We start from the raw sequence: 24,859 nt of genomic DNA on the forward strand, positions 1-24,859 counted from the left end.
GGCATCATAAAATGCCTTATTTAACTGTCCACTTTCTTGACGGAGGTCCATTTTTCCCACTATTTCGACTTTACCTAGTTTGATTTTCATTTTAAGTGGCGATTCTCCACTTATTTCAAATCGAGAAAGGAAAACGGACTTCTCGCTTCTAAAACCAGCCCGTAAGAGAAAGTTCATGAATGAGTTCCTGCACAGGTCTTTCCTCTAGATGTTAATATATCCTGATTATACTAAAGAGGGTAAAGGGGGTCTATTTTTTGCAGAAACGAAGCCTCCGGCACTATAGAAGCAGTCCCCTCCAAAAGTGTGTTTTATCTTTATTATCTAGAGTTGTCAGGTATCTAAGATCTCGTGACTACTCATGTACAAATCCATGTCGAGTTTTCGCCCAGCACTTTAGCTCTTTACCCGTCCAGTTCAGACCTGCCTAGCAACCAAAGCAAACAACATCGTATGCAACGAATCAAAAAAATATTCTAACAGCCTTTACATAACAGCTATTGATTTTTATCATCTGTTATAATACAATAATATCAAGAAGGAATTATCAGAAAATTTATTCGGAGGGGATTTCAATGACTATAAACCTTGAATTTTACCGCAATATACCGCAAAAGGAATGCCGTGAGTGTGGGGAACATTTTGTAGAGCAGGCCGAATCTTATATCTACGAATGCACGCGCTGTTTCGGAAAGAAACACGAGTAACCTTGACCTGCATGGGTCAAGGTTTTTTTGTGGAGACTAGCCCACTGGAGCACGGTGTCATTCTGCACCCTCGAGCTAGATGATAGTTTGTAAGCAGCCGTTGAAAACTCCCTTCTGCTTAGATTATTCATTGACTTTTGATTTAGGTTTAAATTCCGTTTCCTTCCAATATATTCTAAGCCATGTCGAGATCTTCTCTACTTGTAGGGAACGACCCCCAAGATCAAATATAAACTCCTTTTAGAGGTTAAAGTTTTGACTAATAAACATTTATAAAACCGGCAGAACGCTCGTCTAATTTGGCTACCGCCATAATAAATTATTAGAGAGTTTGGATTTCGGTGGTTACAATCCCCATCTATCGAACCAATAGGCCTTTTTTCTGTAAAGAAATATATCAATCGGCAACTCAAGATTGTACTTCCCCACTATAATGAATTCAAATACAAAAGGCATCTGCCTGAAAAGGGAAAGGAAGATATTCATGAATCCCACTAAGCTATTTAGAAAAGGTACCGTTATAAAGATCATTAATGAGGATCATCCATTTTTTGGGAAGGTTGCGTTCGTTGATTCCCTGAAATCCGATGAGTTATACCACATTAAATTGACGGATGGTCGAGAAATTTTGCTTTTCGCTGATGAAATTGAACCTTGGAAGAGTAATGTACAAGGAAATCAATTGCGTATGGGGTAATGAAAAGAATTTTTCCAAATACTTTCAAACTCCTCATCCTAGTCCACTATCCTCTATGAAAAAAAATTGGGATTCCATTACTCCCCCGATTCTATCCTACAGCCGAGGTGATAAGTCATGATCTGTAAAGATGTGTTTATTTCCGACTTTCATCTAAAACGTTCCGTTCAATTCGTTCAAAAAGCCAGCCAATTCCAATCGGATATAATAGTAAGAAGCGAAAACGGAGAAACAGCAAATGGAAAAAGTATTTTAGGATTAATGTCGCTAAATATTCATAAGAAAAGGATCACGATTGAGGTGAAAGGTCCTGATGAAAGGAATGCTTTGTCTGCGCTGATGGAGATTGTAGAACATAAATTGAATTTGAACCAATGATATCCAACCAAACCAAGAAGATCCTTATTTCCGATAGGGATCTTCTTTAATCAGATCCAGTTCCTTTATCATTGTTTCCATATAAACATGAGAAGTCGATTGATTATTGCACAAATGCCATAAATCCATGCTAGTTGAGGTTTTCCAGCGACGTATAGGGCAACGGCAGGTATTCCAAATACAATCCATTCGAGGACTATATGCCATGGCACGGATAATTTGACTGTGGCTTTTGGTGACCCGAATGCCCCCAAACCACGGCGATCAAAAGCGGAGCCCCGATCCCCAGCCCCATTTTCATGATGGTTCCTTTCCCTGTATGAAATCCCCAATACCCCACTGCTGCTAAGGCGCAAAGTTCCAATAGAAATCTTAACGCTAAATTTGCGTATTGCAGGATCACCATTTTTAAAATTCCCCCACAATCAACAATTTTGTTCCGCTTCATCAATGGCATGCTTCATATCTGAACACGGTTCTTTCATCATGGGGCCATGACCTACGGCAAGCAAAGCAGGTTGATACTCGTATAGTTTTTTTGCACTTGCCAGAGCGACCTGCTTGTTCCATGTACCCATGGCAGGATATGGAAAGGATGGACGAAGCTGACCAGCTACAGCCATACCGCCCTCTGTCTGGAGAGCGTCACCGGCGATCAAAGCTTTATTTCGAATATCAAAAAAGGAGATGGAACCAGGTGTATGTCCCGGAGTAGCTAACACAAGCAGGGACTTGATCCGATCTCCCTCTTGCAGTAATACGTCAGCCTTTGTTTTTACATTTTTAGGTATCGTTCCTCGGATTGCGGTCTGAGGTTCATTGGCGTCCAATGTTAGATCTCCGGATATCAGACGGGACTCTCGGGTGGATAGGTAAACTGGGAGATGGGGAAAGGCTTGTTTAAGCGGGTCTAGTCCTCCTATATGATCGTGATGGACATGGGTTATTACGATTCTGGCAATCGGTTTTTGTATCATGAGGGCGGCTTCCCTAATCCCTTCAACACTTTCAGGGATACCCGTATCGATCAGCGTAAGGTCATCATCCTCCTCTACCAGATAACAATTGACCGACAAAGACTCGCCCTTGAAAAACGTTAATTGGTACAAGGAAGATTCTTGAATGATTCTCATACTAGACACCCTCAATCTTTAAAATTAAAAAACAATTCAATAAATGTACACTATGTACGTTATTGATTATAATGTTCTTGTTAAATAGAAACAATAACCAGTTGATGTTTATTTATACGTTAACAGACAAAGTGCTATCCATTGTTCAAAATAGGAGAAAAGCAAGATGAAAAAGCCTGACCGTGATTGTCAGGCTTCGAATCATTTACGGAGATTCATTCGTTTCGTCCTCCTCCACTTCTCCACTCCCTTTGCAGATAATGCACGGGACAAGATGACCCTGAAAAAACACTTTTCCATGTCCTGCACAATCACGACATGGTTTCATTTTCGTTCCTTCCATCTTTTAAATTCCTCCCATTCAGCAGAAGAAATTGACTTAAGCTTGTTCATCGGCTCCCAATCACATGGACCAACTATGGATTGTGATTTTCGATTTGATCTCATGACCTAAAGGGACCCCATAAGGTAAATCTTTTAATATATCACCTCATGAAACGCTATCATTTTATCTTTATACCATTCTGGCATTTTTGGTTCGGGCACTTCCGCCCATCTGGACAAATAACGTTGGTCTGAAACTTTTTCTGAGCCTACTACGTCTTATTCAGTAAAACACGCAGGAAGGCAGGATGATCATTGTGGGAAAAAAATCAACACTCAGTTCATGGACGGCTTTGGTGGCTGCATGCAGTTTGATCCTTACACCAACGATGGCAGACGCACAGTCCAAGAGCGTATCTCCGATTACCATAAAGGTTCCAGCAAAAAACGACTTTGAAGAAGATAACCGCTTTCTACTGTTTTCAAATTACATGGCGACGGGGTTAACAGGCGCCAGGCAATTTGTCCCGCTGCGACCGATCTACCAAGATGGGATGAATTTGAGCAGGATGGGCTTTTTAATGTTTGTCTACGATCTGGTCGAGGATGGGAACAAAATGATCACGGTTCCTCCCCAAGTGGATCCCTCTCAAGCCGGAATGGGAATGGATGAGGTCCCCGGAGGGAAGGAGGAAATGGAAGCCAGACTGAAAAGACTGATCGAGTTAAACCTTGTCACGGAAAAAGAGGCCAAGGAAGGCGCAACGACAAAAGAATTTATTGCCAATGTACTGTATCGCGTCTATAAGGACATCGTTCCTTATAAAGGCAGCATCGAATTTTCGGACACGAAGAATCCAACTTTGAATTGGGCTGGAGAGGTCGGGCTTCCTTACTTTCTAAGCAGACAAAAAAACCCGATTTATCCGAATCAGGAAATGATCATGCCGGACCAGTATTTTGCCGTGATCCACTATGCGTACCTGTATCTTCCGCGCAAAAAAGTCGGGAACCAATACCAATATAATACCTTGGATTATAGCAAGAAACCGGACCCCACCCTCAGTCTATTGCTGATGTACACCAAGGGAAAGCCATTATTGGGAAATGAAGCCTTCTATCAGCTGCAAAAGGAATATGAGAAAGCATTGCCTGGAGCTGAGAAAAAGGTGATGGAAGTGCTGCCGAAATATGTTTCAGAAATCCGCCAGGAAGTGCTGAAGCCCAGGTTATCGGATTGGAAACGGGATGTATTGCAGAATCCTTCATTAAAAACCTTGGTTGCAAGCTATCAAAAAACGAAAAGTGCCAAGACGGCCTCAGCCATCTTGACACAACTCAAAAAACAATATAATTTATACGCCTATCAAGAATCTGTATCCTATGTCACCTATATGTTTAAAGTCAAAAAGTGACGGCTTACTCACTTACAGAGGGATCATGGTACCATTAACATTGGTACCTTTTTTTATTTCGGGTTACAATAACGGTCATCGACTATGAGCAATCCATTACCAAATAGACATTCGGACAAAAAAGAAAACCTATATAAAAATAGGTTTCGAGGAGAAGAAATATACTAACAAGGTTTTGATGTAATAATACTACCGTAGAAATGTGACCAGATTATTAACAGAATATGAGGAGAAATATTCACCAAAACCAAAGTCTGATGGGTTTTCCGGATAGACATAAATCGTTATTCCTTAAACATATTCATATCAAAATCTTTAAGGGATTCCAGGACTATATCGACATCGGGAAATCTTAGATTTTTGGTCATCCCATTAGGAACGACTACGCAACGGATTCCTGCACGCTTGGCTGCTAGTGCCCCGTTTGGCGAATCCTCAATGGCGATCACCTCCCCTTTGATTAAACGTGAAAAAAGGGGCATTACGCCCCTTGCTCCAATAAGCCGGATAGGACTTGAATCGCCTCTTCCTCATCGGGTCCTTCCACCCGCAGAATGACCACCTGCCCGCTTTTTACGCCTAACTTCAACAGGCCTAGGATCGATTTGGCGTTCGCCTCCCGGATTCCGGATACCAAATCCACCCGGCTTTTAAAAGACGACGCCGCTTTTACAAAATCGGCAGCCGGACGCGCGTGCAATCCTTCCGCATGATTGACCCTGACTTGACGCTCCATGCGCTTTTCCCTCCACTCTGGTTTTTACAGGAATCTTAAACGCCTTTTGCTATTCATATAGGGATGAAAATCGACATATCTAGGCGTTCTCATATTGACCCCGCGGTCTTTTGCCGTTCGGAAAAACAGCACCTGCAAAGGTACAATATATTCAATGGGCGACAAGTCCTCATCATCAATAAAATCGATAGCCAGGCTTCCCGGAGTATGGCATTCACTCTTTTTCGTAATCACATAGCCATGAGGGGTTTTACTGGAGAAATACTCTACCAGCTTCATCATGCGTTCTTTTCCATCCCCCGGTGTTCCGATAAAAAAGATATAGCTGTTCTCATCAATGGCGTTATAAGGACCGTGCATAAATTCCTCCAGCTCATAGACGCTTACGGGAACTCTGGAGGTTTCCAAAAACTTCAGTCCGCCTTCCATTGCTGTGCCGTAATTATCTCCATACCCCGTAACAATATAGTTGCTTGCGGACAACAACTCCTCTTTATGTTCTTTATACCATTCCTCAGCTGCCTCTATGGATTTGCCCATATTGCCAATAATGGCTTTTAATTGACTGATATATTGCTTATATTTTTCCTCATGGAGCAGATCGGTTTGATAGGCCGTTTCGATCGCCATAAGATAGAGAGTGAGTACTGTTGAGGTATACCCCTTGGTTGTCGCTCCCGCCTTCTCTTCTCCGGAAGGCACAATAATCTTGTTTTTCGCATATTCCGTAATGAGACTGTCATCCTGTGAGGTGACTGCGACCGATAACAGTTCCAGCTGGTTCGCTTTTTCCAGGCAATGAACCGCTGCCGTGCTTTCTCCGCTTTGGGAAAGGGAAAAAACTAACGTATCCCTGCTGAAAACATGCAGATGCTTGTTAAAGGTATAGGCGAACTCCACATGGGTTTCGACTTTTAGCAGTTTTTCAATGAAATGCCTGGAAGAAACCGATGCATTATAAGAAGAACCGGAGCCGGTCAGGATGATTTTGGATACTTTATTTGCCTGATAGGCCGCAATAAAATCTTTTAGAATCTCTTTTCGGTTTTCTACTATATTTCTCAATATTTCCGGCTGTTCGGTAATATAATCCATGATTTCTACAGTCTTCATATCGCACCATCCTTTTTCATTAATTTAAATATTGAATAAATTTAACCCAGAATTTTAAGTCCTCCCAGAATGAGGCCTGCAACAATCAGTCCCATCATGATCGCAGTCGAACTCAACCGCTTGCGGACAAGCCAGAAGACCAACAGTGTAATCGCCAGCGGCAAGATCTTCGGCATGAAGCCGTCGAGGATATCCTGGATGACAATCGAGCCTTCCTGCACTTTATAGGTCAGGGGAGTTTTGACTTTCAGCCAAGTGGCTGTAAGTGCGCCAACCGTTATGAGCCCGACCATGGTTGCGGCCTCCATCATTTTGCGCAGACGGCCGGAGCCTAGAACACCAAGGAATCGTTCTCCCATTTCAAACCCTTTCTTTACCGTAAACCACCTCACCCACAAATGAACCGAGGCGGTAACCACGAAGAATAGCGCAGGTGCGATCGGATTGCCTTGCAAGGCAAGCGTTGCGGCTACCCCGCCAACCAGCGGCTTCAGCGTCCCGTGCAGCATGGAATCGCCAACACCTGCAATCGGACCCATCAGTCCTGACTTCAATCCTTGAATGGCTTGCTCCTCGATGTCTTCCCCCTTCGCTTTTCTTAATTCCATATCCGCCGTAAGAGCGAGGATCGGACCATTCAGCCAAGGATGCGTATTAAAAAATACCAGATGACGCTTAAGGGCGGATTTATAGCCTTCCGGATTATCTTTGTAAATTTTCTTCAGTATGGGAATCAAGGCCCAGGTAAAACCAAAGGCTTGCATCCTGTCAAAGCTAAAGGCCGATTGGCAGGCAAAAGAGCGAAAGAACACGCGGCGAATATCCTGTTTGGAGAAAGCGTCCCTTGAACCGATCGCATGGGCAGCGGCTACCTCGTCTTCCATCACCATATAGTCTTCGTTCGCTTGGCTGCGAGATTGGATAACCATAATCACGAAAAAGGCAAGCAGCGCGATACCCAGAACGCCAAAGTTGGTATAAGCCGCCACTAAAAAACCGATAAAAAAGAGCGGAAACAAGCCAGGAGACGCCAACGTGCTGAGCAAGAGAGCAAACCCTAGAGCCGGCAAAAGACTTCCGGCGACTGTAAGTCCATCTTTAAACCATATTGGTATGCCGTCCATAATGGCTTTGACCATTGCGTCGCCCAAGACCAGCGCGATGAAGGTCGGAATGGCATTGGACAAGAAATGGATCAGGTTTCCGAAATGCATCATCAGGGAAATTCCCTTATCATTGCCATTGTCAGCCATTCGGTCAGCGGCATTGATAAGAAAAGCGCTGATCGTTTTGGCACTCATTTCGCAGAATACGCCCAAAAGCGAGGCCGGGATCGCAATGAGAAGTGCCGTCTCCACGCCTTGCCCGGATGAGATGGCAAAGGCCGTACCAATCGTTCCCCCAATCGCGTAGTTCGGCGGGATCGAACTGCCCACATTGGTCACACCCATGAAAATGAACTCCAGCGTTCCGCCGACAATCAATCCCGTCTGAAAGTCCCCCATGATCAAGCCGGCTAACGGAGCCAAGATAATCGGCCTCTCAATATAAAAGTCACCCAAAAACCGGCGTGAAAAATAGGCAAATCCTGCAAGCAGCGATAGTAATAGCGCTGTTCCGATCGACATCCTATCCGCTCCCTTCCTAAGAATTAGTTCCGATTAAAGCTGAGGCTGAATCAGCTTTTTAATATCCACAATCCCATCCATACCGGAGGAGACAGCATGCTGAGCCAATTCGGCAAGCGTCATGCTCTCTCGAACCATAAGGACTTCAACTAGCATCGGGATATTCACCCCCGCCACCAGCTCCATATCGGGATGTTCTAGCAATAGCGTGCCGGCAGCCCGCGCTGGACTGCCCCCCGGCAAATCGACCAGGACCAGAATGCCCTCGTTCGGATCAAGCTCTTGGATGCCCGCCCGGATGGAGGCCTCCAAATCCTCCAGCCCTTGCCCGGACGAAAAGGTAACCGCACGCGTCATGGACAGATCACTGACAAAAAAGGATGTGGTTTCGAGTAAGGCTTCACTCAATCGGCCATGGGTCACAAGGATTACACCTATCAACGTTTATCTCTCTCCTTATACATGTGATCGAATCAATTGATTAAAATCGGATGGGGCATTCCCAGGCAGCAGCCGGGCTTCGAGCTGAATCCCGATTTCGTCGAGCTTTCTCCAAGCTTTTAATTCCTCCGGTGAGGCAGCCACCTCTTTGGTCAAGCGCTCCCGTCCCTCCGTGGCTCTCACATTGCCCACGTTCACCTTTGAAAACGGCACTCCTCCGGATAAAAGATCTAGAAGAGACTGAGGATCCCGGACCAGCACAATCACTTTATCACTCCTGAATTTCCCGGCAGCCAGCTGCGCGGCTGCTTCGGCAACGGATAGAATCGTCGACTTCACCCCTACCGGCGTTGCCATTTTCAGAAGCATCTTTTGGGTATGGTCTTTGGCAGCCTGGTCGTTCGCTACGACAATATGTGTAGCCCCTATTGTTCTTGTCCAGCCTACGGCGACTTCTCCATGAATCAAGCGATCATCGACACGAACCAAAACAATGTTCATATGTACCTCCCTATTCTCATTTTTTGATGTTAGCTCTTATTGCTGACTCTGCCTATTAATAATGCAAACCATATGCCAAGACACAAGGTAAAAAACAAAGATGGCGAGCCCTTCCAACTCCCCATCTTAAAGACACTACATCAAGACAATTCGAGACACTATTTTCTTGTGTCTTGCGAAGACAAAACAATCAAAGCTAGAAAACCAATTTCCCCCACAGGAAACGCAACCGTCCATTGCTCTTCGATTTCGCGTACAGCTTCATGCAGAGCATCCAATAAATTGCTATGCTGTTGCTGGAGAGCATCTAATTCACTGCATTCTAAAATCGATCCGTCTGTGCACAGCCTCTCCAAGGCAAAGGAAAAATGAATGACCCAGCGGGCAGCCTGGCTGGGAGTAACATATTTCTCTATGCCAAGCTCCAATCGGTCCAACGCAGCGACAGCAGCATCGACAAACTTATGGCCTTCCTGCGAGTCCATGTAATCCACTACAAAGCGACGGGCTAGCTCCACCGTCTCTTTCCTGGTTAATACCTCCACCATGGCTTCTTCCGCTTTTTCTTCGTTAACGAGAGAGACCAGCTTTTGAATCCCTTCGCCAAAGAGGATCTGTTCCATCCCAATGAAAGGAATCCCTGGTATATGCGGATCTACAGTACCGGTAGAAGCAATCACCATGCCTCGCCAGCCTTCCACTAATAAACGGGGGATCTCTGATCCATTTTCTACATCGACAGGCTGTATTATCACTTCCTCGCGAATTTCAGCCGGAAAAGCCTCTGCAAGAAAAGCGGCTAGCTTGCGCGCGGTACCTTGACCAGTTAAACAGGTCGTAATGATAACTCTTCTCTCCTCCTGAATCAGGGGCAGGGAAGACTCATACTGATAGACTTGTTTGATGGCTCTTTCCATCGCGGCCAGATCCGCATCGCTTTCTCCGCATAAACGAGAGGCTTCAATGACGGCAGCCGTCGTCACTAGGGGAATGACCTTCACAGGAACATCGCAAGCGCGCTCCAAATATGGGGCAAAACCTGTTAAGGAGCCCATATCCACGAGTAATAAAACCCCCTTTGTCTTCCCCGTATCTTTAATGCTCTGTATGGCAATCTGCAGGGTATCCTCTATACTCTGATCGAGAGGCATATCAATCCCTACCGCTCTTTTCTCCCCCAGGAGACTGTTCGCCACTTCCGCCATACTTGAAGCCGTTGAATAGCCATGGGCAATCACCAATACCGCGATTCCCCCTTGCTCCCGCTTGCGTCCATGAGCAGCTAAAAAGAGCGCGAGAAAGCTGATCTCTCCTGGTGTTAAGGTGATTTCCAGCTTCTTTTCCAACACTTCAGCCAGTCTGCTCACCACCCCGTATTCGCGGGAACAATGGGCGACCAGGGCCAGTGTGCGATCCATATCAGAGCTCTCGGCCCGAGGGGAGGAAACCAGATGCAGAGCCAGCGCGGTAATCACTTCCGGCCCGAATGCATTGCCCAATTCTCTTCCCGCCTCTTCAACAAAGCTCGCCACAACATCCAAGAAATGGGCAGGGATATGCGACAGGCCGCTCCCCTTCCCCATAAGAAGCCGCCGCAAGTAATAATCCACATCAATCTGGATCAGCTTCTGCACTTCTTCCGTTTCTAAATTGCTTTCTAGGTAGCCGCTCATCCTTCGGCGAAGATCACTGTAAAAGTCTAGGGGAGTCCGCTCATTTTGCTCGCTGATTCCGCCTTCCGGCTGCGGATAATAAATCCGATCCTCCACCCCGACCAGTTGTTCCATTCTTGTTGTATCTACACTATTCTTCAAATAGTCCAGTTGGATGTGCGGGGCAAGATGCGTTAAATAAACAGGCATGACGCTTAAGGAATGACCCGCTGCAATATAGTTAAGGAATGCCTTCGCACATCCAAGGAGTATCGCGCTTCGAAGCTCCCCCACATTCCCGACGGTTCGGAAAGTAAGCAGGGCGATGAGGACAAGCGGGCTAACGGAAATCGGGATGCCGACCCGTGTCGCTTCCTCCTGCAGGAAAAGCTCGGTCAGAGCCAGTCGTTCCTCTATGGAACGCTCTTGAAGCTCCGGCAGCGAAATCACCACAGGGAAACGGCGCAGCAAGGTTTTCAGAAGAACAGAATGCGGATCTTCAGAGGTGGCAGCTATAAGCATAACTGAAGCCGGACGCTGCATGGCCCCATCCCCTAGCATGCGGTACAGTCCCCGGTCCATCAGAAGAAAAAGCATCTCTTGTCCATCCGGGGGCAGGCGGTGGATCTCATCGAGAAAAAGCACTCCGTTTTCAGATTGAGAGATGAGCCCCGGGGTTGTTTGGTCGGCACCCGTAAAGGCTCCTTTCACATAACCGAAAAGCTGGGCAAGCAAGAGCTGCGGGTTAGCTGCATAGTCCGCGCAATTAAAAATATTAAAAGGCGCTGTCGAGTCGATTCTCCCTGCATGCACGGCATATTGATGCATCATTCCCGCTAAATGGCTCTTCCCGGCGCCCGTTGGACCGACGATCAGAGTGGGCAAACCGCGGGGCGGATATAACATCGCTGCCTTCGCCTGCTCGATGGCCGTGCGCAGACTGCCTGCCCCACCGATGATATCCAAAACAGCAGGCTCATTTCCCATTGAAGCAGCCTTTTTCGTGGCAACATGCACCGGTTTCGATAAGGGATGGCTTTGGTATGTTGCCCAAAAGCGAACGGGTCGCCCTGTACTTTTATTCAATAACCCCTCTCTGACCAGCTCGTTTAGATCTGCACTAGCGTTATGCCGCAATATCCCTGCAGACCTAGCGACTTCTTCAGCGGTTACGCCCTGAGATCCATCCATAGGTACAAGACGCTGTACAATTTCTAGAACTCGATACTTGCGCACAAACCTTTTCCTCCTTCTGGAAGCTAGCACTTCTATTGTTTTGATATCCAACATTGAAGGGTTCCTACTATATAAAAATGAAAAATGATGAACATGATAAATCTATTAAAAATTTCCAGTCTCTATCAAGTTAACTTTCATTCTAATTTAATTATTCTAAAAAAGGAAGAGGATCTCCACATATTGACTGAGACATCTTCTGGCCCGATGGAGAGGCCTCACCCCCAATAATTACATACTGACTTTCGAATCCTTATATGAAATACTGGGCTGAACCCAGTTCATGATGGAGGAATTCATTTGATGAAAGCATGGTTTTCGTTGATTTTCGCAAGTCTATTGTTTTTTACTTCTTTTCTGCCTGCGGCCAATGCCGCAATGACGGCGTTGTTCAAAGATGTTCCCGCGAACCATTGGGCTTTGGACGCTATTTCCTGGGGAAAAAGGTCAGGAATGGTGAAAGGCTACCCGGATGGAACCTTCCTCCCCCAGAAACAAGTCAGTGAAGCAGAATTCATGGTGATGTTGTTTGAGGCCTATCAGCCACCTGAGCTTCACAGCTATAAGGTTACCTATCATTGGTCTGATCCCTACTACCTTTTTGCAAAGAGCCGCAACTATCCTGCACAAGGATACCAAAAGGTGGCCAACCGGAATCTAGCGATCAATCGCGAAAGAGTCGCCGAATTAATCGCTGGTGTGGATGGCGTCCATTTTAATGGGGCCCATGCTATTCAGTACGTGTTGGGAAAGGGATATGCAAAAGGGAAAGTGCCCGGTGTGGTGAGTGTCGAGGCGTTTAAGGGGAAAGATGCTTTAACTCGCGCGGAGGCTGTACAATTTGTCAAAAACGTAACCGAAAGCGGGATCCAGGAACTAAAAACACGACCAATCCAAGCTTCCTCCCTGTCTCTTTTGCCCCCATTACCTTCTGGTGATCAACCAGCGGCGGAAAAACGACTTACGTATAGAGAGATTGCTGCACTAGGAGAAAAAAGTGTCGTCATGATTGTCAACTATGATGAAAACGGTGAAGAAATCTCGCTAGGCAGTGGGATTAGTATCGGAAATGGATTGATTCTAACCAATGCCCACGTGATTGCTGGGGCGGCTTCGTTCGGTGTAGTGACACAGGATGAAACCGAATATGAAGCAGAAGGATTGGTTCGTTATGATGCTGACTTGGATCTGGCCATTCTCAAGGCCAGTCAGGGGATCAAGCTGGAGGCCGCTCCTATCGGAAGCTTTAACATGCTGCAAAAAGGCGATCCCATCGTAACGATTGGAAGTCCGGAAGGCCTGATTAATACGTTATCCAACGGCTTGGTGAGTGGGATCCGCAAAATCCCCTATACCGAAGACGGGGCAACCATGGATGTCATCCAAATCACTGCTCCGATCACCAGTGGAAGCTCGGGAGGAGCTCTCTTTACAATGGAGGGCGCTGTAGCGGGGATCACCTCGTTCGGCTCCGAGAGTGGAAATCTCAATTTTGCCATCGCGATTGATCATGCCAAACCGTGGATTGATGAGCTAACCCAAGTGCCTTTTGCCTCAATCCGGACAATTCCGATTCCTCAACTTGAAGAAGACCCGCAACCAAGCGAGAATGTTGCTGCAGAACCAGCTCCCGATGAGCCCGTGGAATTAACTCCGCCGGACAGCAAGCTGGCCATGACCGTGAGCGGATATGTGAAGGATGCCGTGCTGCATCCGCAAGATCCTATACTTTATGTCATTAATAAAGAAGATAAGGGAATCTATCGGATCAACTATGAAACCAAGGAAAGCAGCTTTCTCAAGCTTCCCTTGATGCCGGAAAAATTATTTTTTGCGAATAACGAGCTTTATGTCGCCTTAGTGACCAAAGGTCACAGCTCGTATTGGTGGGAAAATGAACAGAGCGGTGGAATCGCCATCGTCAACCCCCTCACCTGGCAAGTCACGGATCAATTTGAAATCGATATCGATCCGTATGACCTCGTCGTGGCAGATGGAATGATCTATGTTTCTTCCGGGTCCGGGCAATGGACCAAGATCAAAAGCTATTCCCGGGACAAAAAGCTGGAAGTCGCTTCGCATATGATCCGCCAAGCTAGCTATCTGGAGCTCCATCCAGACTTGGATAAGATTATCAGTGTGGATACCGACTCCTCCCCAAGGGATATGGAATCGTATCAGATCAATAATGGGCAGTTTGTGGAAGTGAAAGATTCACCGTATCATGGGGATTATGACATGAGTCCATTCATACGCGTGTCTCCCGACGGGAAGTACATCTTCAACGGCGCAGGAACCATCTTCACCTCCGCCATGAACTATGTCACCAACCTCAATCGAAGCTTTAATGACGTCACGTTCGATATGGCGGGAGACCGGTTCTACTTAGCCAGCCAAAATTGGATTTACGAATACCATTACTCCGATTGGGAGCCTCTGAAAAGCTATAAATTAGCAGGCGAATCGGATTTCCTATTCTATAGAAACAAGAAACTGATTAGCTTATCGAAAGTGAACGTCAAAGGCGCCATTTATGGTATCGAGATAGTGGAGCTTTAAGAAGTGCCTGTCACTTGTCGAAAAATCTAAAGAGGGAAACCCAATCAACAGCTGATTTTATTCCACTGATTAGCCATTGGGGTTTCCCTCTTTTTTGCCATGTTAAAATCTAGCGATTGGATTGACCTAACCTATTAATATCCTTTTTGACTATCCACGATGTAAGGGGGTCTCTCCCCATTTCTGTATGCTTTCAAGTTCATTTCTTATTGTAAGTTCACAACCGCTCGGCCCCTCATTCTTCCTTGGAGTATTTCTGATAGTACCTCAGGTAGCTGCGTAAGGGTTACCTGGCAGCCAATATCTGTTGCCAAATGATCGGGCTTTAACTCTCCAGCCATTTTATCCCATAATTTTAGCCTTAAATCCATTGGACAAAGTACCGAATCGATCCCCAAGAGATTTACGCCTCGCAAAATAAACGGTAGTACCGTAGTTGGTACACTATTCCCGCCGGTTAATCCACTAACCGCTACCGAACCCCCATATTTAATACAGCTTAAGACATAGGCTAGCGACTTTCCTCCAACAGGATCAATGGCCCCAGCCCATCTTTGATTTCCTAGTGGCGGAAATTTCTCCGGCTGAAGTTCTTCCCGCTTAAGGATTTCTTTAGCCCCAATCTGGTACAAGTATGGATACTCCATTTCTTTGCCCGTACTGGCTACGACTTCATATCCCTTTTTCTTAAGCATAGATACAGCCAGACTCCCTACTCCTCCTGTCGCACCTGTTACTAATACGGATCCTTTATCCGGAGTTAATCCTCTTTCCTCCAATTGATAAAATGACAGAGCTGCTGTAAATCCTGCCGTTCCATAAGCCATGGCTTCTTCCATCGTAAGCCCCTTTGGAATAGGCACGACCCAATCGGCAGGCACCCGTGCATATTGGCTAAAACCGCCAAAATGGCTGACACCTAACCCGTAGCCTGTAACTAGAACTTCATCCCCCTCTCGAAAACGGGTATCCTGTGAGCCGACAACCGTTCCCGCTAAATCGATTCCGGGGATAAATGGATAACGATTTACTATATTTCCATTCGGAATGGATGCCAACCCATCCTTAAAGTTAACGCTTGAATAAGCAACCCTTATAGTAACATCTCCATCGGGTAAGTCATGTTCCGTTAGCTCTTTGACCTCACTCTTAAACTGGTCATCAGTCTTATTGACAACAAACGCTAAGAATCTTTTTGTCATTTGATACCTCCGTTTTTTAAAATCACATTTATTTTGTCTGGTCAGTATAATTTTTAGATTTAAACGCTTAGGTGATCTCCTTTCCTAATCTGTACCCATATATTACCTCAAATTATTCTGACTGGTCAACATCTTTTCTGAATTTTTATAATCCAATTTTAAGTTTGAATCCATTTTATTTTATCCAGTCGATATTTTATGTTATAATTCAAATAATCACTCTATTTACGGAGGTTCATTATGAGCAAGCTCAAAGAAGAGCGTCGACGCCAAATATTAAAAGCTTCTCTTCAGGCTGTTTCCGATAAAGGCTTCCATGCCGTTACCTTACAAGATATCGCTGATTATGCTGGAGTAAGCAAAGGGGTGACCAACTATCACTTTAAAAATAAAGAAGATGTCCTTCTTCATTTATTGGAATCGGTGACATCACGCATATTTGAACGCGAATATCAGGCTATACAGGAACATTCCCGAGCACTTGATAAACTAAGAGCCTATGTTAATGCCGCTTTCTCTACACCTCATGAAAACAAGCGATTTTTTCATGTATATCTGGATTTTCTGACCCAGGTGAGACAAAATGAACATTTTAAAGAAATCAATGACAAATTCTATGGAAATTGCTGGTCACTCGGAAGGGAAATAGTGGTAGCGGGGAAAGAGGAAGGGGTCTTCTCCCCCAAATTAGATGTAGATCAAGCGGCCAAGATGATTCGGGCACTTATAGATGGTTCCCTTATTCAATGGCTAATGATCGGGGAAGATGAACTACATGAATATTATAAACAAACTTGTTATGTTACTCTCGAACGTTTCTTAACAAACAAGGATATCTAGTCATTTTCTTTTTTTGCTGCTCACCCCCTATGTCAAAGTGAATGTCATAGGGCCATTTATGGTATCGAGATAGTGGAATTTTAATAAGTGCCTGTCACTTGTCGATAAATTCCCGTTTTATAATTGTCTTGAAGCACAAATAAAAAGAAAAAAAAAAGGGCTCACTAATTAGTGAGCCAAAGAAGTTGATGGAGTTCAACTGAATAGTCCATGAATACTGTATTTTCATAATAACATACAGGGACTAAAAATGCAACACATGGACTTAATATGTCCCTATATGCTGTTTAATTGGCTTGAGGCATAAAAAAGACCGCTCTGCGATTACAGGCGGTAAATGGATGTAAGTGCAATTTGATAAGATCAAAGTTAAGTATATACAACTATTGGCTTTTGTGTGGTTTGTCGTTAGATTTTCTTACATAATTTATGTCTGTATAGAAATGATTATATGAAAATAATATAGGTTTATAATAAATAAATATACAGTGATAATCAATTGATAATCACTGGAAATGAAAAGTTAGAACCTATGAGAGGTGTTCAAGGGCTATTTTTCGCCCTACAACATGGGCAGGTTAAATAAGAAAAAGGCCTAATATGGCCCTTTCATAGTGTTTAACCATTCAGTTACCGATCTTACCCAGCGTAATGCTCGTCATCTTCGATCCCGTATGCTTCTTCCACACTGTCTATTGGTTCTTCGGAATGCATAGCAGCTTTGCTTTCCTGCGTCTTTTGTGGTGTCTTATTTCTCTTTTGTTCATTGATTTCTTTCACTGTTGTATGTCCCTCCAACTTTTCATTATTTTGTTTTTCTATTATTTCCTTGTTTCTTCATAAACATGTTTTTTTTTGGTGGTGTTGCGATGCCACTGGAGTTGGCTTCTTTATTCTTGTTCTTCTAATAAATGTGCAGGATATACGGAATAAAGCTGACAAAAAAGAAAAGAACTCTTCTATTGCTCTATAATAAAAGAGTTCTTTTTGAAACATTAATACCTGTGCTTTGAAAGCTGTTGAAATAAAATGAACTTTTCCGCCGGAATGACCTTTCCATAGCCTGCAATACCCTGATTCGAGTATCTTCCTTTACGCACTCCGGCCTGTTCATGACCCTTGAAACCGTCGCCTGGGAGACTCCCGCCAAGCTCGCAACGTCCCGGGATGAAACTCCCTTATCTTTAAACGCTGAATACGTATTCATCTCATATGAATGGTTTAAAACTCCTTTCTAATCCATATTTTCATTTACTATTACAGCATAAGGACTTGGCTAACTATTTTGAATTTAAAATCTTACATAAATGATATAAGATCTTATTTTGAAAGGAGGGATTACTCTGGAATGTAAGCATTAATCCAGTGGCGTGTTGATTTCGACTATAAAAAAGGAACACTGTATATTTGACTACAGCGTCCCTTGAGGTTCTATGATTAACCTTGTGATAGTTACCTAAAATGTTGGTTCCCCTTATTTACTCCTGGGAAAATAATCAGCATTAGAAAATTCCTCATTCAATATTGAAGATACATCTTTCTTCAAAGGGACGAATGTTTTCAACGCTTCTCCTTAGCAAGCAATCCCTATTTCTCTTGAACATCAACGATCATGCTGCCAAATAATTCATCTTCAATATAAGCTTCCAGTTTCCATATTCCTTTCTGAGGCAAATTCAAATACCCCACCGATTCAGCGTAATGATGCGGCGGTTTTATTATTTCTTCATTCCGAACACCAATCGAGCTTTCAAAAGCTGTAACTGTTTTTCCATTTTCTTTACTTTTGCCTATTACTTTCACTTGTTTATGGAATAATTGTTCCGTTTTTTCTGGTGTTCCTCCCCAAAAATGAAATAACTGCTTGTTTTTTTTCCCCGCAATAACTGGACCATCAACAATAGCCAGTTTACCCTCAGTCCCTCGTAGACCATAAGGTACATCTTTCCCATCTGGACCTTGCTTTGTAATGGTAAAGGCAGGACTTACTTGCCAAGTTTCTTCACTTTCGCTGGGATCTGTTTGTTCAGTTGAACAACCTGTTAAAGCAAATGCCAATATCAGAAGGGAAACAACAACAAAGTGAGTTATTTTTCTCATCTTGCACCTCCATAACACTAGACGGTCTTCACATCAACTTTATTTCATACCTACTGTTTGGATTAGTTTGGTTTATTAAAAGAGCAATTTAAAATACCTGCTGTGCTTTCAGGTCTCTCCGGACACCACTTCTTCTGATGTCAGGAGCGGATATCGGTCAATGTTGGTAATCATTGTATTCCATTTTCTTAATGCAACCTTTAAAGTTGATTTACAAAGAATCCACCATTAGGACTCTATCTCTATTTATAATTGGTTACAGGAAGGGCGGCATTTGGGGTCGTCAACGCTGGCAGCGAAGGATGGGGCTGACGGTACACAAAATACGACATAATGAAATTTATATATATCATAACAAAGCCACTATTTCCTTTATGGGATTAGTGGCTTCTTCAATGAACTCCTCAACAAAAAAGGAGCCTGAATGTTCTATTGTTTACCCTGTTCCAACTACCTTCCTTTCTAATATCGGAATTAACATGTTCACAAGTTGGTTCCACTGATGGACCTTCGGAAATTGAATTAAATGGCGATTCCACGGATTGTCAAAAACGATCTTGGTCCTTACACCTTATCGGTATATTGAAAGTGCAGTAAGATTCCCCACGAAAAGATGCGCTATTGTTGAAGCAAGAAGGCGCAACTAAAAAAACGGAGGCGATTTTGGATGTTAAACAGTAAATGCTTACCCCATCATAGCCCTTCTTCTGTGGTCGATGAGATTTTAACTGCCCAAGGATTCAAAAAGATAGGAAACGAAGAGCAACAATAGTGCCAGACACTTTGTTTTAAGTCACCCTTAGCTTATTTCTTTTATCGCTATACTGACAATAAAGCCTGCTCCCCGAGTTTAACCCCAGCAAAGATGTTGAAATGCTAATACTCATAATGGAATTCCACTATGAATTATTTGATAATAAATTCAGCAATACTTTCTTTGTCATCCCCGATTGAGAAGGTTGTAAAAGCAACCTCACTACCTAAATCGACTTCCTTTCCTTCAATTTGACTTTTAGCCTCTTCAGATAGACGATAATTCACATCTTGACCTTCTACAGTAATAATAACCTCTTCTTTTGTCTCAATACTCTTTAGAATTCCAACAATTTCGGGGGCTTCTTGCCCGGCAAGCATTGTACCACTTGCATCGCTAGTTGTCCCTTGCTCCATTTCTTTGTTATGTTCCAGGTTAAACCCACATGCACTTAGGATTGAAATTAATAAGAAGCAAGCCATCACTAAAGCCATTTTCCTAATGATCAACACAATATCTACCTCCCATTTTATTCCTTTCTTCTCCTTAGACGGCAGACATGTCAAAATAGTTGCATTTTGTTTTAATCACCACAAAATGATTAGTATAATGGTCATGATATATAGAAAATCTGGGGTGATTTCTACTATGATTATCACAAATGAAGCAAGTCGATTTCTACGGCAATTGATGAAAAAGCGAGATAAAAGTGGAGTTCGCATTGGATATGATGAGAAAAGCACTTGAGGCTTGTCTAAATTCAAATTGACTCTGGATGAGTTGAAAAATGAAGATTGGGTAATGGAAGTAAATGATTTGCGCATCTTCTACAGAGAAGATGTTGTTTCCCATCTGCATCGTCTATATATTTCATTTCAGGACGGCAGGTTAGAATTAAGGGATATGGGAGAAAGTTCTATAAAGTAATGCCCTGATAAAAAGACCGCCTTTATTAAAAAGGCGGCAATTTTTAATTGCATTTTTTGAAGTAAAGATCAATGGATACCCATACTCATTTCCTCTAACCAATCTGATGATAGGAAAACTACTGGAATTCCCATGATGGTTTGATGTAAAATAAAATATAATAATTGTATCATGAAAGAAGGGTTTTCATTGGTTTTGGCAAAACAGATTTTGAAAGCGTTAAACGATAAAGGAAAATTGGACAAGTTTGCAATTTATCTAGAAACAGATGATGAAAAAACCCCTGAGCGGTTAGCATTTTTATGCGAGAAGGGGTACATTGAATTAAATGGCAATGTTTTTTCTATTACTGATCTTGGAAAAGAAGTATTGTGGAAAATTTAACGCCCTTTAATAACAAAAAAGAATAGCGGCGGTACACTATTCCTCAATAATCGATCTCCGTTAGAATCGCGCATTCATTTAGCAAATCTTCCCTCCTTCACCGTTGATCCTAATTATCATAATGTCAAGCAGCTTACATATCTGTAATGTCTGGTTTCCATCCTACTTCTTGTGACCAAATATGAGCTTTATGTATAATCTCCCAAACGATTGGACCTTTTCCGCCAACATATTTTGAACGTTCATTTTTAAAAAGTTTCATTAATCGATGTTTTTCCTGAGCGTACTTTAAACAATCAATAGGGTGTAATCGTAAATAATCTCTAAAAAGCAACGTCATTTGTTCTGAAAAGCTACCTGCTTGCCTTACATGAATATGAGTTCTTCTATTGCCCGGTTTTTCCCTAAAATACTTCTTCGTCTTGTCTGGGTTTTCTTCCCGTAATACAAAACCCACTTTTTCTATCTTTGTTTTATAATTTAATTCATCCTCCAAATTAATAACAGAGATTTGGATGTCTATGATTGGCTTGGCATCTAAACCAATAACTGATGTTGACCCTACATGATCAATACGAACTGCAAAATCTCCCAATGAACTTCTTAATTTTGAAGCAATTTCAGAAAAAAGTATTTTCCACTCCGGATCATACTTGGATATCCTCCATTGATCCTCCATAATATAGCTCCTTTCATTAATAATAATGGTTTTTCTGTGTGTTCCTAGGGCCTTGTAGACGGACTTCTCACTATTTACCTGATTTTAAATAGTTTATAAATATCATATAATAGAAGATATTTTAATATCAATCATAGTGATACACTAAATTTAAATCTATATATATTTGTGATATACTATATTCAAATCTACAAATAATAGTGATATACTATATTTGTATCTATTAACAATAGTGATACAGCATATTTAAATAATGACTATATTTGTATCTATAAATATAGAGAGACACTATATTTGTATCTATAAATATAGAGAGACACTATATTTTAATCTTTAAATAATAATGATACACTATGATAGGGTTATAATTGATCCAGAAAAGGTGTGTGACTACGTCGCGCCCTGACTTGCTGTGACGCCTAAGCAGGAGCGCCTACATCCTTTCTGCAAATCTTAGGGGTGGTAAAAATGAGAGACATACAAAAAAGAACAGACGTTATCTTAATTGGTGCCGGTATCATGAGTGCGACTTTGGGAACACTGCTGAAAGAATTAGTACCGGACTGGGAAATTACAGTGTTTGAGAGACTCGCTAACGCAGGAGAGGAAAGCTCTAACGAATGGAATAATGCGGGAACGGGCCATGCGGCACTGTGCGAGCTTAACTACACCGTCGAAAAACCGGACGGATCCATAGATATTAGCAAAGCTATAAAAATTAATGAAGAGTATCAAGTTTCAAAGCAGTTTTGGTCTTATCTTGTAAACAGCAATCTGATACGTAATCCGCAGGACTTTATCATGCCATTGCCTCATTTGAGTTTAGTACAAGGGGAACAGAATGTAACGTTTTTAAAAAGACGTTTTGAAGCACTGTCTAACAATCCCCTGTTTCAAGGGATGGAATTTTCCGATGACCCTCGAAAAATGATGGAATGGATTCCGCTTATTATGAAAGACCGGGCATCGAATGAACCTATCGCGGCAACAAAAATCGACTCTGGAACGGATGTCAACTTTGGCGCTTTAACACGCATGTTGTTTGACCACTTAAAGACTAAAGACGTCGAGATCAATTACAAACATAGCGTTGATGATATTAAACGCACGAGCGACGGCTCGTGGGAATTGAAAGTGCGGAATGTCGAAAGCGGTCTAGTCGAACACCATATTGCAAAATTCGTCTTTATCGGCGGCGGTGGCGGAAGCCTGCCTTTACTGCAAAAAACCGGTATTCCTGAAAGTAAACATATTGGAGGATTCCCGGTTAGCGGACTATTTATGGTGTGCAATAATCCGGATGTTGTAGCCCAGCATCATGCAAAAGTATACGGCAAAGCTAAGGTTGGTGCTCCTCCAATGTCTGTGCCGCATCTTGACACAAGATTTATCGACAATAAAAAATCCTTGCTCTTTGGACCGTTTGCCGGCTTCTCACCAAAGTTTTTAAAAACCGGTTCAATGTTTGATTTGTTAGGTTCCATAAAACCGTATAATGTCCTAACTATGTTGGCATCAGGTGCAAAAAACGTTCCATTGACAAAATACTTGATTCAACAAGTTATGTTATCGAAAGAAGAACGCATGGAAGAGCTACGTGAGTTTATCCCGAACGCCAAAAGCGAGGATTGGGATATAGTCGTAGCGGGCCAACGTGTGCAAGTGATCAAAGATACTGCTGCCGGCAAAGGAACGCTTCAATTCGGTACGGAAGTGATTAGTGCCGCTGATGGCTCGATCGCTGCATTGCTCGGCGCTTCTCCGGGTGCTTCTACCGCCGTCTCCGTCATGATTGAGTTAATAAAAAAATGCTTCCCGCAACATATAAAAGCGTGGGAACCGAAAATGAAAGAAATGATTCCTTCTTATGGCGTGTCACTATTGAAACACCCAGATCTGATCCGCGAAATTCAGACTTCAACAGCGAGGACGCTTGGTCTAAGCGAAAACTTGCCGGAACAGATAGAAAACCGAAGCTTAGAATTAGTAGGTGCGAATTCTTAAAGCTATAACCAAAAGGCAGCGATTTAAAGATTAAGCATATATTATCAATAGAATTCTACTATTCTATTGAAAAAGGGCTTCTCACTTTTTGTGGAAGTCCTTTTTCTATTTTGAGGGAGGAGAAAATTCGTTATTCATCCTCTCACTGTTTTAATGAAAGTGACTTTAAGCTCTTTTCTCTACTCCAAACAATCAACTTATAGAACAAGTGTGTGCCTCCCAAGGTCACTAGATAAATCAGGAAAGAATCTAGCAAATTCCAATTTTTATAATGGAATACTCCAGCCCAACTTTACTAGAGCTTCCCAGCCGACTGCACGCTGTTCTACTAAGACAACCATTTTTTTATTGTTGACCTTTTGCCTTTTCAACTTCTTCAAACATTTGCTTGACAAGTTCTTCCCCAAGCTCTTTAGAGTATTTATCAATTACCGGCTTAACAGCGGATTGAATCTTTGCGACTTCTCCATTAGAGATCTCAGTCACAGTCATCCCTTTTGTTTTCAAGTTTTCTAATGACTTCTTATTTTGTTCGCGGTTTAACTCGCGTTCATACTTTCCAGCTTCAATAACGGCATCTTGGATGATTTTCTTCTCATCGTCAGATAGCTGATCCCAAAATTTCGGACTAGCCATAAAAATAAAAGGAGTATAAACATGCTTCGTAAGGCTTAAATAAGATTGAACTTCATTGAACGCATTAGACTCAATGGTCGCCAACGGGTTTTCCTGTCCATCAATGGTTTTGGACTCCATCGCGGTAAAGAGCTCTGAAAACGGCATAGGCGTTGGATTGGTTCCTAAAGCTTTAAATACATCAAGGTGTACGGGATTTGGCATGGTTCTAACCTTTAACCCGCTGAAATCTTCTAAAGTCGCTACTGGTTTTTTGCTATTTGTCAAATTGCGGAAACCATTTTCCCAATAACCCAAACCGATCAAACCGTTAGCAGGCAACTTGTCTAGCAATGCCTTTCCTACAGGACCATCCAAAACGGCATCCGCTTCTTTCTCGCTATTGAAAACAAATGGGAAGTCAAAAATTCCAAACTCTTTTACGATGGAAGCCAATGGGGAAGTAGAAATCACCCCAAGCTCTTGAACGCCTGCCCTCAAATTGTCTGCAGTTTGCTTATCATCACCTAACTGATTGTTAAAAAATAGATCTACTTGGAATTTGCCGCCAGTATTTTTCTCGACGATCTCTTTAAATTTCTTTGCTCCAAGACCTTCTGGGTGATCCTCCTTTAACCCGACTCCAAGTTTAAATTTACGTTCTTGAATCGATTTCGACTCCGTCGCCACCGGTTGGGCAGCGGGTTGGGTGCTTGATTGAGGTGTTTCTTGTGCTCCGCATCCGACTACAGCAACTAGAAAACTGGAAACAACCAGATAAGACGTTAACTTTTTCCGCCATTTTTTCATTTAATTGACCCCTCTTCGTCATAT

At 43.0% G+C, this 24,859-nt stretch carries 25 protein-coding genes and 1 pseudogene; 9 read left to right on the plus strand and 17 right to left on the minus strand.

The annotated features are described in order from the left end of the window. Positions 1-575: 575 nt before the first annotated feature. The 3 genes from yhfH to ABLT31_RS33815 all read left to right on the plus strand — a co-directional run bounded on the left by yhfH (position 576) and on the right by ABLT31_RS33815 (position 1,782). Positions 576-707 carry a protein YhfH gene (gene yhfH, locus ABLT31_RS33805; RefSeq protein WP_367760021.1) on the plus strand — a complete coding sequence of 44 codons (132 nt, stop codon included), beginning with the start codon at positions 576-578 and terminating at the stop codon, positions 705-707. A gap of 484 nt (positions 708-1,191) precedes the next feature. Continuing rightward, on the plus strand, positions 1,192-1,404 hold the full coding sequence (locus tag ABLT31_RS33810) for a hypothetical protein (protein WP_367760022.1): 213 nt from the start codon (positions 1,192-1,194) through the stop codon (positions 1,402-1,404). Positions 1,405-1,521: 117 nt separating this feature from the next. After that, a complete protein-coding gene (locus tag ABLT31_RS33815) occupies positions 1,522-1,782 on the plus strand; it encodes an HPr family phosphocarrier protein (protein WP_367760024.1) in 261 nt (86 codons plus the stop codon). Between the two features lie 68 nt (positions 1,783-1,850). Here ABLT31_RS33815 and ABLT31_RS33820 read toward each other — a convergent pair. The 3 genes and pseudogenes from ABLT31_RS33820 to ABLT31_RS33830 all read right to left on the minus strand — a co-directional run bounded on the left by ABLT31_RS33820 (position 1,851) and on the right by ABLT31_RS33830 (position 3,258). Then, positions 1,851-2,239, minus strand: a pseudogene (locus ABLT31_RS33820) (YrdB family protein). Further along, complete coding sequence (locus ABLT31_RS33825) at positions 2,208-2,915, minus strand: MBL fold metallo-hydrolase (RefSeq protein WP_367760026.1); 708 nt, start codon at positions 2,913-2,915, stop codon at positions 2,208-2,210. The pseudogene ABLT31_RS33820 and the gene ABLT31_RS33825 overlap by 32 nt, the downstream one beginning before the upstream one ends. A 205-nt stretch (positions 2,916-3,120) precedes the next feature. Further along, positions 3,121-3,258: a hypothetical protein gene (locus ABLT31_RS33830; protein ID WP_367760027.1), complete on the minus strand. Its 138-nt coding sequence runs from the start codon at positions 3,256-3,258 to the stop codon at positions 3,121-3,123. Positions 3,259-3,556: 298 nt separating this feature from the next. On the opposite strand from ABLT31_RS33830, the gene ABLT31_RS33835 reads away from it, so the two are divergent. Further along, positions 3,557-4,654 (plus strand): hypothetical protein, encoded by a 1,098-nt coding sequence (locus ABLT31_RS33835; RefSeq protein ID WP_367760029.1) that lies wholly within the window; start codon positions 3,557-3,559, stop codon positions 4,652-4,654. A gap of 284 nt (positions 4,655-4,938) precedes the next feature. Here ABLT31_RS33835 and ABLT31_RS33840 read toward each other — a convergent pair whose 3' ends face one another. From ABLT31_RS33840 to ABLT31_RS33870, 7 genes are all read right to left on the minus strand, one after another. Then, positions 4,939-5,136, minus strand: coding sequence for an HAD family hydrolase (locus ABLT31_RS33840; RefSeq protein ID WP_367760031.1), 198 nt, complete (start codon positions 5,134-5,136; stop codon positions 4,939-4,941). Next, the gene (locus ABLT31_RS33845) at positions 5,136-5,390 is read right to left on the minus strand and encodes an HPr family phosphocarrier protein (protein WP_367760033.1); all 255 of its coding nucleotides are present in this window, start codon (positions 5,388-5,390) and stop codon (positions 5,136-5,138) included. The genes ABLT31_RS33840 and ABLT31_RS33845 overlap by 1 nt, the downstream gene beginning before the upstream one ends. Positions 5,391-5,414: 24 nt before the next feature. Next, entirely contained in the window at positions 5,415-6,503 is a 1,089-nt protein-coding gene (locus tag ABLT31_RS33850) for an SIS domain-containing protein (protein WP_367760035.1), read from the minus strand. 41 nt (positions 6,504-6,544) lie between these two features. Then, the gene (locus ABLT31_RS33855) at positions 6,545-8,131 is read right to left on the minus strand and encodes a PTS system mannose/fructose/sorbose family transporter subunit IID (RefSeq protein ID WP_367760037.1); all 1,587 of its coding nucleotides are present in this window, start codon (positions 8,129-8,131) and stop codon (positions 6,545-6,547) included. Positions 8,132-8,164: 33 nt separating this feature from the next. Further along, positions 8,165-8,572 carry a PTS sugar transporter subunit IIA gene (locus ABLT31_RS33860; RefSeq protein ID WP_367760039.1) on the minus strand — a complete coding sequence of 136 codons (408 nt, stop codon included), beginning with the start codon at positions 8,570-8,572 and terminating at the stop codon, positions 8,165-8,167. 15 nt (positions 8,573-8,587) lie between these two features. Beyond that, a complete protein-coding gene (locus ABLT31_RS33865) occupies positions 8,588-9,073 on the minus strand; it encodes a PTS system mannose/fructose/N-acetylgalactosamine-transporter subunit IIB (protein ID WP_367760041.1) in 486 nt (161 codons plus the stop codon). A gap of 158 nt (positions 9,074-9,231) precedes the next feature. Then, positions 9,232-11,961 (minus strand): sigma 54-interacting transcriptional regulator, encoded by a 2,730-nt coding sequence (locus ABLT31_RS33870; RefSeq protein ID WP_367760043.1) that lies wholly within the window; start codon positions 11,959-11,961, stop codon positions 9,232-9,234. Between the two features lie 303 nt (positions 11,962-12,264). Here ABLT31_RS33870 and ABLT31_RS33875 point away from each other — a divergent pair, with 303 nt between their 5' ends. Beyond that, positions 12,265-14,520 (plus strand): trypsin-like peptidase domain-containing protein, encoded by a 2,256-nt coding sequence (locus ABLT31_RS33875; RefSeq protein WP_367760045.1) that lies wholly within the window; start codon positions 12,265-12,267, stop codon positions 14,518-14,520. A gap of 206 nt (positions 14,521-14,726) precedes the next feature. On the opposite strand, the gene ABLT31_RS33880 is transcribed toward ABLT31_RS33875, so the two are convergent. Then, complete coding sequence (locus tag ABLT31_RS33880) at positions 14,727-15,722, minus strand: NADPH:quinone oxidoreductase family protein (protein ID WP_367760047.1); 996 nt, start codon at positions 15,720-15,722, stop codon at positions 14,727-14,729. A 240-nt stretch (positions 15,723-15,962) separates the two neighbouring features. Here ABLT31_RS33880 and ABLT31_RS33885 point away from each other — a divergent pair, with 240 nt between their 5' ends. Next, positions 15,963-16,562, plus strand: coding sequence for a TetR/AcrR family transcriptional regulator (locus ABLT31_RS33885; protein WP_367760049.1), 600 nt, complete (start codon positions 15,963-15,965; stop codon positions 16,560-16,562). 639 nt (positions 16,563-17,201) lie between these two features. On the opposite strand, the gene ABLT31_RS33890 is transcribed toward ABLT31_RS33885, so the two are convergent. The 4 genes from ABLT31_RS33890 to ABLT31_RS33905 all read right to left on the minus strand — a co-directional run bounded on the left by ABLT31_RS33890 (position 17,202) and on the right by ABLT31_RS33905 (position 19,928). Continuing rightward, the gene (locus tag ABLT31_RS33890; protein WP_367760051.1) at positions 17,202-17,360 is read right to left on the minus strand and encodes a hypothetical protein; all 159 of its coding nucleotides are present in this window, start codon (positions 17,358-17,360) and stop codon (positions 17,202-17,204) included. Between the two features lie 169 nt (positions 17,361-17,529). Beyond that, a complete protein-coding gene (locus ABLT31_RS39100; RefSeq protein ID WP_462976573.1) occupies positions 17,530-17,769 on the minus strand; it encodes a LacI family DNA-binding transcriptional regulator in 240 nt (79 codons plus the stop codon). Between the two features lie 380 nt (positions 17,770-18,149). Then, positions 18,150-18,662, minus strand: coding sequence for a hypothetical protein (locus tag ABLT31_RS33900; protein ID WP_367760053.1), 513 nt, complete (start codon positions 18,660-18,662; stop codon positions 18,150-18,152). A gap of 906 nt (positions 18,663-19,568) precedes the next feature. Further along, positions 19,569-19,928 carry a hypothetical protein gene (locus ABLT31_RS33905; protein WP_367760055.1) on the minus strand — a complete coding sequence of 120 codons (360 nt, stop codon included), beginning with the start codon at positions 19,926-19,928 and terminating at the stop codon, positions 19,569-19,571. 238 nt (positions 19,929-20,166) lie between these two features. Here ABLT31_RS33905 and ABLT31_RS33910 point away from each other — a divergent pair, with 238 nt between their 5' ends. Together ABLT31_RS33910 and ABLT31_RS33915 are read left to right on the plus strand one after the other, a co-directional pair. Continuing rightward, entirely contained in the window at positions 20,167-20,343 is a 177-nt protein-coding gene (locus ABLT31_RS33910; protein ID WP_367760057.1) for a hypothetical protein, read from the plus strand. Positions 20,344-20,514: 171 nt separating this feature from the next. Next, positions 20,515-20,727 (plus strand): hypothetical protein, encoded by a 213-nt coding sequence (locus tag ABLT31_RS33915; RefSeq protein ID WP_367760059.1) that lies wholly within the window; start codon positions 20,515-20,517, stop codon positions 20,725-20,727. Between the two features lie 133 nt (positions 20,728-20,860). Here ABLT31_RS33915 and ABLT31_RS33920 read toward each other — a convergent pair whose 3' ends face one another. Further along, positions 20,861-21,406, minus strand: coding sequence for a GrpB family protein (locus ABLT31_RS33920; RefSeq protein ID WP_367760061.1), 546 nt, complete (start codon positions 21,404-21,406; stop codon positions 20,861-20,863). A 468-nt stretch (positions 21,407-21,874) separates the two neighbouring features. Here ABLT31_RS33920 and ABLT31_RS33925 point away from each other — a divergent pair, with 468 nt between their 5' ends. Continuing rightward, positions 21,875-23,410, plus strand: a complete 1,536-nt coding sequence (locus tag ABLT31_RS33925; protein ID WP_367760063.1) for a malate:quinone oxidoreductase — start codon at positions 21,875-21,877, stop codon at positions 23,408-23,410. Positions 23,411-23,755: 345 nt separating this feature from the next. Here the strand turns inward: ABLT31_RS33925 and ABLT31_RS33930 are convergent, their stop codons facing one another. Further along, positions 23,756-24,835 (minus strand): TRAP transporter substrate-binding protein, encoded by a 1,080-nt coding sequence (locus tag ABLT31_RS33930; RefSeq protein ID WP_367760065.1) that lies wholly within the window; start codon positions 24,833-24,835, stop codon positions 23,756-23,758. Positions 24,836-24,859 lie beyond the last annotated feature (24 nt).

Source organism: Ammoniphilus soli, from assembly GCF_040813775.1.